Annotated in this window: 8 protein-coding genes; 6 read left to right on the forward strand and 2 right to left on the reverse strand. The window is 56.8% G+C overall.

Features of this window, described 5'->3' with window-relative positions; genetic code table 11:
- Positions 1-82 precede the first annotated feature (82 nt).
- The 6 genes from nudC (at position 83) to INF86_RS21330 (ending at position 4,435) form a co-directional block, all read left to right on the forward strand.
- Positions 83-856: an NAD(+) diphosphatase gene (nudC, locus tag INF86_RS21305; RefSeq protein ID WP_022646710.1), complete on the forward strand. Its 774-nt coding sequence runs from the start codon at positions 83-85 to the stop codon at positions 854-856.
- A gap of 38 nt (positions 857-894) precedes the next feature.
- Positions 895-1,959, forward strand: coding sequence for a uroporphyrinogen decarboxylase (hemE, locus tag INF86_RS21310; RefSeq protein ID WP_023299076.1), 1,065 nt, complete (start codon positions 895-897; stop codon positions 1,957-1,959).
- Positions 1,960-1,968: 9 nt separating this feature from the next.
- The gene (gene nfi, locus INF86_RS21315) at positions 1,969-2,640 is read left to right on the forward strand and encodes a deoxyribonuclease V (RefSeq protein WP_003862312.1); all 672 of its coding nucleotides are present in this window, start codon (positions 1,969-1,971) and stop codon (positions 2,638-2,640) included.
- Between the two features lie 41 nt (positions 2,641-2,681).
- Entirely contained in the window at positions 2,682-3,272 is a 591-nt protein-coding gene (locus tag INF86_RS21320; protein WP_022646712.1) for a YjaG family protein, read from the forward strand.
- A gap of 186 nt (positions 3,273-3,458) precedes the next feature.
- Positions 3,459-3,731, forward strand: coding sequence for a nucleoid-associated protein HU-alpha (gene hupA, locus INF86_RS21325; RefSeq protein ID WP_002445246.1), 273 nt, complete (start codon positions 3,459-3,461; stop codon positions 3,729-3,731).
- Positions 3,732-3,742: 11 nt separating this feature from the next.
- Positions 3,743-4,435: a DUF1481 domain-containing protein gene (locus INF86_RS21330; protein WP_058677638.1), complete on the forward strand. Its 693-nt coding sequence runs from the start codon at positions 3,743-3,745 to the stop codon at positions 4,433-4,435.
- A gap of 47 nt (positions 4,436-4,482) precedes the next feature.
- Here the strand turns inward: INF86_RS21330 and purD are convergent, their stop codons facing one another.
- Positions 4,483-5,775: a phosphoribosylamine--glycine ligase gene (purD, locus tag INF86_RS21335; RefSeq protein ID WP_022646714.1), complete on the reverse strand. Its 1,293-nt coding sequence runs from the start codon at positions 5,773-5,775 to the stop codon at positions 4,483-4,485.
- A 15-nt stretch (positions 5,776-5,790) separates the two neighbouring features.
- Entirely contained in the window at positions 5,791-7,380 is a 1,590-nt protein-coding gene (gene purH, locus INF86_RS21340) for a bifunctional phosphoribosylaminoimidazolecarboxamide formyltransferase/IMP cyclohydrolase (RefSeq protein WP_063854390.1), read from the reverse strand.
- Positions 7,381-7,658 lie beyond the last annotated feature (278 nt).

The following is a 7,658-nucleotide window of genomic DNA, read 5'->3' on the forward strand; positions in this document are numbered from 1 at the left end:
AGGTTTAAAATGGGATCTGCTTATCCAAAATGTAACCACAATGCTAACAACATGTCAGTGAAGCGAAGGTAGTGCAATAGATATGGATCGTATTATTGAAAAATCAGATCTGGGTTGGTGGATCGTCAGCCACGAACAAAAATTATGGCTGCCCTCAGGAGAGTTGCCCTACGGTGCCGCGGAAACGTTCGATCTGGTGGGCCAGTCCGCGCTGAAGATCGGCGAGTGGCAGGGCGATCCCGTGTGGTTGATCCAACAGGCGCGCCGTCAGGATATGGGATCCGTACGTCAGGTGCTGGATCTGGACGTCGGCCTGTTCCAGCTGGCGGGGCGCGGCGTACAGCTGGCGGAGTTTTACCGCTCGCACAAATACTGCGGTTACTGCGGCCACACCATGCACCCGAGCAAAACCGAATGGGCGTTGCTCTGCGGCCACTGCCGTGAACGTTACTACCCGCAAATCGCACCGTGCATCATTGTCGCCATCCGCCGTGATGATTCCATCCTGCTGGCGCAGCATACCCGCCATCGCAACGGCATTCACACCGTCCTCGCCGGGTTCGTGGAAGTCGGCGAAACGCTGGAACAGGCGGTGGCGCGCGAGGTGATGGAGGAGAGCGGCATTAAGGTGAAAAACCTGCGCTATGTGACGTCGCAGCCGTGGCCGTTCCCGATGTCCCTGATGACCGCGTTTATGGCGGAATACGACAGCGGCGAGATTGTTATCGATCAGAAAGAGCTGCTGGAGGCGAACTGGTATCGCTACGACGATTTACCGCTGCTGCCCCCGCCGGGAACGGTGGCGCGTCGCCTGATAGAAGATACCGTGGCAATGTGTCGGGCCGAGTATGAGTAGTGTTACACTGACGGACTGACGCAATAAGGAACTGCAAAATGACCGAACTGAAGAACGATCGTTATCTGCGTGCGCTGCTGCGCCAGCCCGTTGATGTCACCCCGGTGTGGATGATGCGCCAGGCGGGACGCTATCTGCCAGAGTACAAAGCCACGCGTGCGCAGGCGGGCGATTTTATGTCGCTGTGCAAAAACGCCGAACTGGCCTGTGAGGTGACGCTCCAGCCGCTGCGCCGCTTCCCGCTCGATGCCGCCATTCTTTTTTCGGACATTCTTACCATTCCGGACGCGATGGGCCTTGGGCTCTATTTCGAAACCGGCGAGGGGCCGCGTTTTACCTCACCGATCAAAAGCAAAGCCGACGTTGATAAGCTGCCGATCCCCGATCCGGAAGGCGAGCTGGGCTATGTGATGAACGCCGTGCGCACCATCCGCCGCGAGCTCAAAGGCGACGTGCCGCTGATTGGCTTCTCCGGTAGTCCGTGGACGCTGGCAACCTACATGGTGGAAGGTGGCAGCAGCAAAGCCTTTACCGTCATCAAAAAGATGATGTACGCAGAGCCGCAGGCCCTGCATGCCCTGCTCGACAAGCTGGCGAAGAGCGTCACGCTCTATCTCAACGCGCAGATTAAAGCGGGCGCGCAGTCGGTGATGATTTTCGACACCTGGGGCGGCGTGCTGACCGGGCGTGATTATCAGCAGTTCTCCCTGTACTACATGCACAAAATTGTCGATGGTCTGCTGCGTGAAAACGAAGGCCGTCGCGTGCCGGTAACGCTGTTTACGAAAGGCGGCGGTCAGTGGCTGGAAGCGATGGCGGCCACCGGCTGTGATGCGCTGGGCCTCGACTGGACCACTGATATTGCCGATGCGCGTCGTCGTGTGGGGGATAAAGTGGCGCTCCAGGGCAACATGGACCCTTCCATGCTCTATGCGCAGCCTGCCCGTATCGAAGAAGAAGTGTCGACTATACTGTCTGGTTTCGGCCAGGGCGAAGGCCACGTCTTCAACCTCGGTCACGGTATTCATCAGGATGTACCGCCAGAACACGCTGGCGTATTTGTGGAGGCGGTGCATCGGCTTTCTGCCCAGTATCACAAGTAAGGAGTGGTTATGGATCTCGCGTCGCTACGCGCTCAGCAAATCGAACTGGCTTCATCGGTGATCCGCGAGGATCGTCTGGATACGGACCCTCCGCGATACATTGGCGGGGCGGATGTCGGGTTTGAGCAAGGCGGTGAAGTGACGCGAGCGGCGATGGTGGTGCTGAAATACCCGTCGCTGGAGCTGGTGGAGTACAAGGTGGCGCGTATCGCCACCACCATGCCCTATATCCCCGGCTTTCTCTCCTTCCGCGAATATCCCGCGCTGCTGGCCGCGTGGGAGCAACTCTCGCAAAAACCCGATCTGCTGTTTGTGGATGGGCACGGCATCTCCCATCCGCGTCGCCTGGGCGTTGCCAGCCACTTTGGTCTGCTGGTAGACGTGCCGACCATCGGCGTGGCGAAAAAACGCCTGTGCGGCGCGTTTGAGCCGCTCTCTGCCGAACCGGGCGCGCTGGCGCCGCTTATCCATAAAGGCGAGCAGCTGGCGTGGGTCTGGCGCAGTAAAGCGCGCTGCAATCCGCTGTTTATCGCAACCGGGCATCGGGTCAGCATGGACAGCGCCCTGGCATGGGTGCAACGCTGTATGAAGGGCTACCGCTTACCTGAGCCTACCCGCTGGGCTGACGCCGTTGCTTCTTCACGTCCGGCATTCATTCGTTGGCAGGAAATTCAGCCGTGATTCAGGTAAACTGCGGCTAATTTTCGATTCGAGACATCATCATGTTACAAAACCCGATTCATCTGCGCCTTGAGAAGCTGGAAAGCTGGCAGCACGTGACGTTTATGGCTTGCCTGTGCGAGCGCATGTACCCCAACTATGCCGCGTTCTGTAAGCAAACGGAGTTTGGCGAAGGCCAGATTTATCGACGTATTCTGGATTTGATCTGGGAGACGCTGACGGTCAAAGACGCAAAGGTAAACTTCGACTCTCAGCTTGAAAAGCTGGAAGAGGCAATTCCGGCGGCGGACGATTACGACCTGTATGGCGTCTACCCGGCTATCGATGCCTGTGTGGCGTTGAGCGAGCTGATCCACTCCCGTCTGAGCGGTGAAACCCTGGAGCACGCCATTGAAGTCAGTAAGGCATCCATCACCACCGTCGCGATGCTGGAAATGACCCAGGAAGGCCGTGAAATGACCGACGAAGAGCTGCGTGCTAACCCGGCGGTTGAACAGGAATGGGATATTCAGTGGGAAATTTTCCGTCTGCTGGCGGAGTGTGAAGAACGTGATATTGAGCTGATCAAAGGGCTTCGCGCGGACCTGCGCGAAGCCGGTGAGAGCAATATTGGTATAATTTTTAACCAATGAGACAACAAAACGTGATTTAACGCCTGTTTTGTCACTCCTCGACTCTTCCCTTTCGCCCCCCGTCTGGTCTACATTTGGGGGGCGAAAAAAAGTGGCTATCGGTGCGTGTATGCAGGAGAGTGCTTTTTTGGCATTTTCGTCGCACTCGATGCTTAGCAAGCGATAAACACATTGAAAGGATAACTTATGAACAAGACTCAACTGATTGATGTAATTGCGGACAAGGCTGATCTGTCTAAAGTGCAGGCTAAAGCTGCTCTGGAATCTACCCTGGCTGCTATTACTGAGTCTCTGAAAGAAGGCGATGCTGTACAACTGGTTGGTTTCGGTACCTTCAAAGTGAACCACCGCGCTGAGCGTACTGGCCGCAACCCGCAGACCGGTAAAGAAATCAAAATCGCCGCAGCTAACGTGCCGGCATTTGTTTCTGGTAAAGCACTGAAAGACGCAGTTAAGTAAGACGCGTGGCAGTGAACAGTTTTAACGAAGGGGCGGCAACGCCCCTTTTGTCATTCTGGCGTGGACCGCTCGCGCTGGCAGGCGTACTGTTGCTGTCTGCCTGTAGTCATGATTCCTCACTCCCCCCGTTTACCGCCAGCGGCTACGCTGACAACCAGGGTGCGGTCAGGATCTGGCGCAAAGATTCCAGCGATGAAGTGCATATGCTTACCGCGTTCAGTCCGTGGCATAACGGCAATACCTCGACCGCAGAATACCGCTGGCAGGGCGATGCGCTGTCGCTCATTGAACTGAATATCTACAGTAAGACTCCCGAACACGTGAAGGTGCGTTTTGACGACCACGGCGAGCTGAGCTTTATGCAGCATGAGGTCAGTGGACTGAAACAGCAGCTTTCCAGCGATCAGGTCGCGCTCTACCGCTACCGTGCTGAACAACTTCGCCAGACCAGCGATGCGCTGCGTCAGGGCCGCGTGGTGCTGCGCCAGGGGCGCTGGCATGCCGAAGGCACGGTGACCACCTGCGAAGGGCAGACAGTGAAACCTGAGCTTGAATCCTGGGCAACCGAACACATTCAGCGTCGTCAGCGGCATTCATCTGTGGAGGTGAGTGTGGCATGGCTGGAAGCGCCGGAAGGCTCTCAGCTGTTGCTGGTGGCGAACGAAGATTTCTGCACCTGGCAGCCGACAGAAAAGAGTTTTTGATTTAAGTCCCCTCTCCCTTGAGGGAGAGGGTTAGGGTGAGGGGGAAATTACTCCCCCTGCTCCCGCGCAATGGCACGATAGCCGATATCCTGGCGGCTGAAGCTGCCGTTCCAGTGAATATCCGCCATCAACGCATAGGCGCGCTTCTGCGCCTCTGCCACGGTATGACCCAGTGCGGTCGCACACAGCACGCGTCCACCATTAGTGAGCACGCGGTCATCGTCAGAGAGCTTTGTACCGGCGTGGAACACCTTCGCACCGTCAATCTCTTCCAGCGGCAGGCCGTGGATCTCATCCCCGGTGTTGTAGCTACCCGGATAGCCACCCGCAGCAATCACCACACCTAAAGAGGCACGCTCGTCCCACTCGGAAGTTTTCTCATTCAGCTTGCCTTCGCACGCCGCCAGACACAGATCAACCAGATCGGACTTCATGCGCAGCATGATCGGCTGAGTTTCCGGATCGCCGAAGCGGCAGTTGAATTCAATCACCTTTGGGTTACCCTGCTTGTCGATCATCAGGCCTGCGTAGAGGAAACCGGTGTAGGTATTGCCTTCCGCCGCCATCCCTTTTACGGTTGGCCAGATGATGCGGTCCATGGTGCGCTGGTGTACTTCGTCAGTGACCACCGGAGCAGGGGAGTAAGCACCCATCCCGCCGGTGTTTGGACCCGTGTCGGCATTGCCTACGCGCTTGTGATCCTGGCTGGTGGCCATCGGCAGGACGTGCTCACCGTCAACCATCACGATAAAGCTCGCTTCTTCGCCGTCGAGGAACTCTTCAATCACGATGCGGTGGCCCGCATCGCCAAAGGCGTTACCCGCCAGCATATCCTGCACAGCGGCTTCCGCTTCTTCAAGGGTCATCGCCACGATAACGCCTTTCCCGGCAGCCAGACCGTCGGCTTTAATCACAATCGGCGCGCCTTTTTCACGCAGGTAAGCCAGAGCAGGCTCTACCTCGGTGAAGTTCTGATATTCCGCCGTCGGGATGTTATGACGCGCGAGGAAATCTTTGGTGAAGGCTTTTGAACCTTCCAGCTGTGCGGCACCTTCCGTTGGGCCGAAAATTTTCAGGCCCGCGGCGCGGAAGGCATCTACAACGCCGATCACCAGCGGCGCTTCCGGGCCCACAATCGTCAGATCGATATTCTCGTTCCGGGCAAAGCTCAGCAGCGCCGGGATATCGGTTACGCCGATGGCGACGTTCTGTAGCGCGGGCTCCAGGGCGGTACCGGCGTTACCCGGTGCCACAAAGACGGTTTCAACCTGCGGAGACTGCGCTGCTTTCCACGCCAAAGCGTGCTCGCGCCCGCCATTACCAATCACTAATACTTTCATTTTCTGCTCCGGAAATTAATGGCGGAAGTGGCGCATGTCGGTAAAGATCATTGCGATGCCGTGTTCGTCGGCAGCGGCAATCACTTCTTCATCACGGATTGAACCGCCAGGCTGGATCACACAGGTGATGCCCACAGCAGCGGCCGCATCAATACCGTCGCGGAACGGGAAGAAGGCGTCAGAGGCCATGGCGGAACCTTTGACTTCCAGACCTTCGTCACCTGCTTTAATACCCGCGATTTTCGCAGAGTAAACGCGGCTCATCTGGCCTGCGCCTATCCCGATGGTCATGTTCTCTTTGGCGTAAACAATGGCGTTAGACTTCACGAACTTCGCCACTTTCCAGCAGAACAGCGCGTCGCGCAGCTCCTGTTCGGTCGGCTGACGTTTGGTCACCACGCGCAGGTCGGCTTCTGTCACCATACCCAAATCGCGATCCTGAACCAGCAGACCGCCGTTCACGCGCTTGAAGTCCAGACCTGGAACGCGCTCTGCCCACTGGCCGCAAACCAGCACGCGCACGTTCTGTTTCGCCGCGGTGATTTTCAGCGCTTCTTCGGATGCGGATGGCGCGATGATCACTTCGACAAACTGACGGGAGATGATGGCCTGCGCGGTTTCCGCATCCAGCTCGCGGTTGAAGGCGATAATGCCGCCGAACGCGGAGGTCGGGTCGGTTTTGTAGGCGCGATCGTAGGCATCCATAATGGAGGTGCTTACTGCGACGCCGCATGGGTTGGCGTGCTTGACGATAACGCAGGCCGGCTCGCTGAACTCTTTCACGCATTCCAGCGCGGCGTCGGTATCGGCAATGTTGTTATAAGAGAGGGCTTTGCCCTGTACCTGCTGAGCAGTCGCAACAGAGGCTTCTTTCACCTCTTCTTCTATATAGAAGGCTGCCTGCTGGTGGCTGTTCTCGCCGTAGCGCATATCCTGCTTCTTAATGAAGTTCAGGTTCAGGGTGCGCGGGAAGCGACCAGATGGATCTTTGCTTTCACCGTGGTAGGCAGGAACCAGGCTACCGAAGTAGTTGGCGATCATGCTGTCGTACGCGGCGGTGTGTTCGAAGGCTTTGATGGCGAGGTCGAAACGCGTATCAAGCGTCAGGGACCCTTCGTTGGCGTCCATCTCATTAATAATGGCGCTGTAGTCGCTGCTCTTCACCACGATGGCCACATCTTTATGGTTCTTGGCTGCGGAGCGCACCATGGTCGGGCCGCCGATATCAATGTTCTCTACGGCATCTTCCAGAGAACAGCCTTCGCGGGCGACGGTCTGGGCGAAGGGATAGAGGTTAACGACAACCATGTCGATGGGGGCAATATTGTGCTGCTCCATAATGCCGTCGTCCTGACCGCGACGACCCAGAATGCCGCCGTGCACTTTCGGGTGCAGGGTTTTGACGCGTCCATCCATCATTTCCGGGAAACCGGTGTAGTCGGACACTTCGGTTACCGGCAGACCTTTCTCTGCTAACAGGCGAGCGGTACCGCCTGTAGAAAGCAGCTCCACACCGCGTGCGGAAAGTGCCTGAGCGAATTCGATGATACCGGCTTTATCAGAAACACTGAGCAGAGCGCGGCGGACTGGACGACGTTGTTGCATGGTAAATCCCCTGGATTTCACGATTACAGAGAGCGTTAGATGAATTTTCCAGCGAAAAACTCATCTAACACACCTGACGAGGCCTCCTTGTTAAGCGCGAGCATTTTAACGAAAACGTTTGCGCAACGCTCGCATATTTTCACTTTTTCGAAGCGCTGTGGATAACTCTGTGCGTAAAAGGGTATAAGGCGGGGTTTTGCTGGGGAATGCAGCAGTCAGTCATTTTTCTGTCATTTAGCGGTTGCGGCCTGCGGAGAACTCCCTATAATGCGCCTCCA

Source organism: Enterobacter cloacae complex sp. I1M, from assembly GCF_014982425.1.
In the GTDB taxonomy this organism is placed as follows: Bacteria; Pseudomonadota; Gammaproteobacteria; order Enterobacterales; family Enterobacteriaceae; genus Enterobacter; species Enterobacter intestinihominis.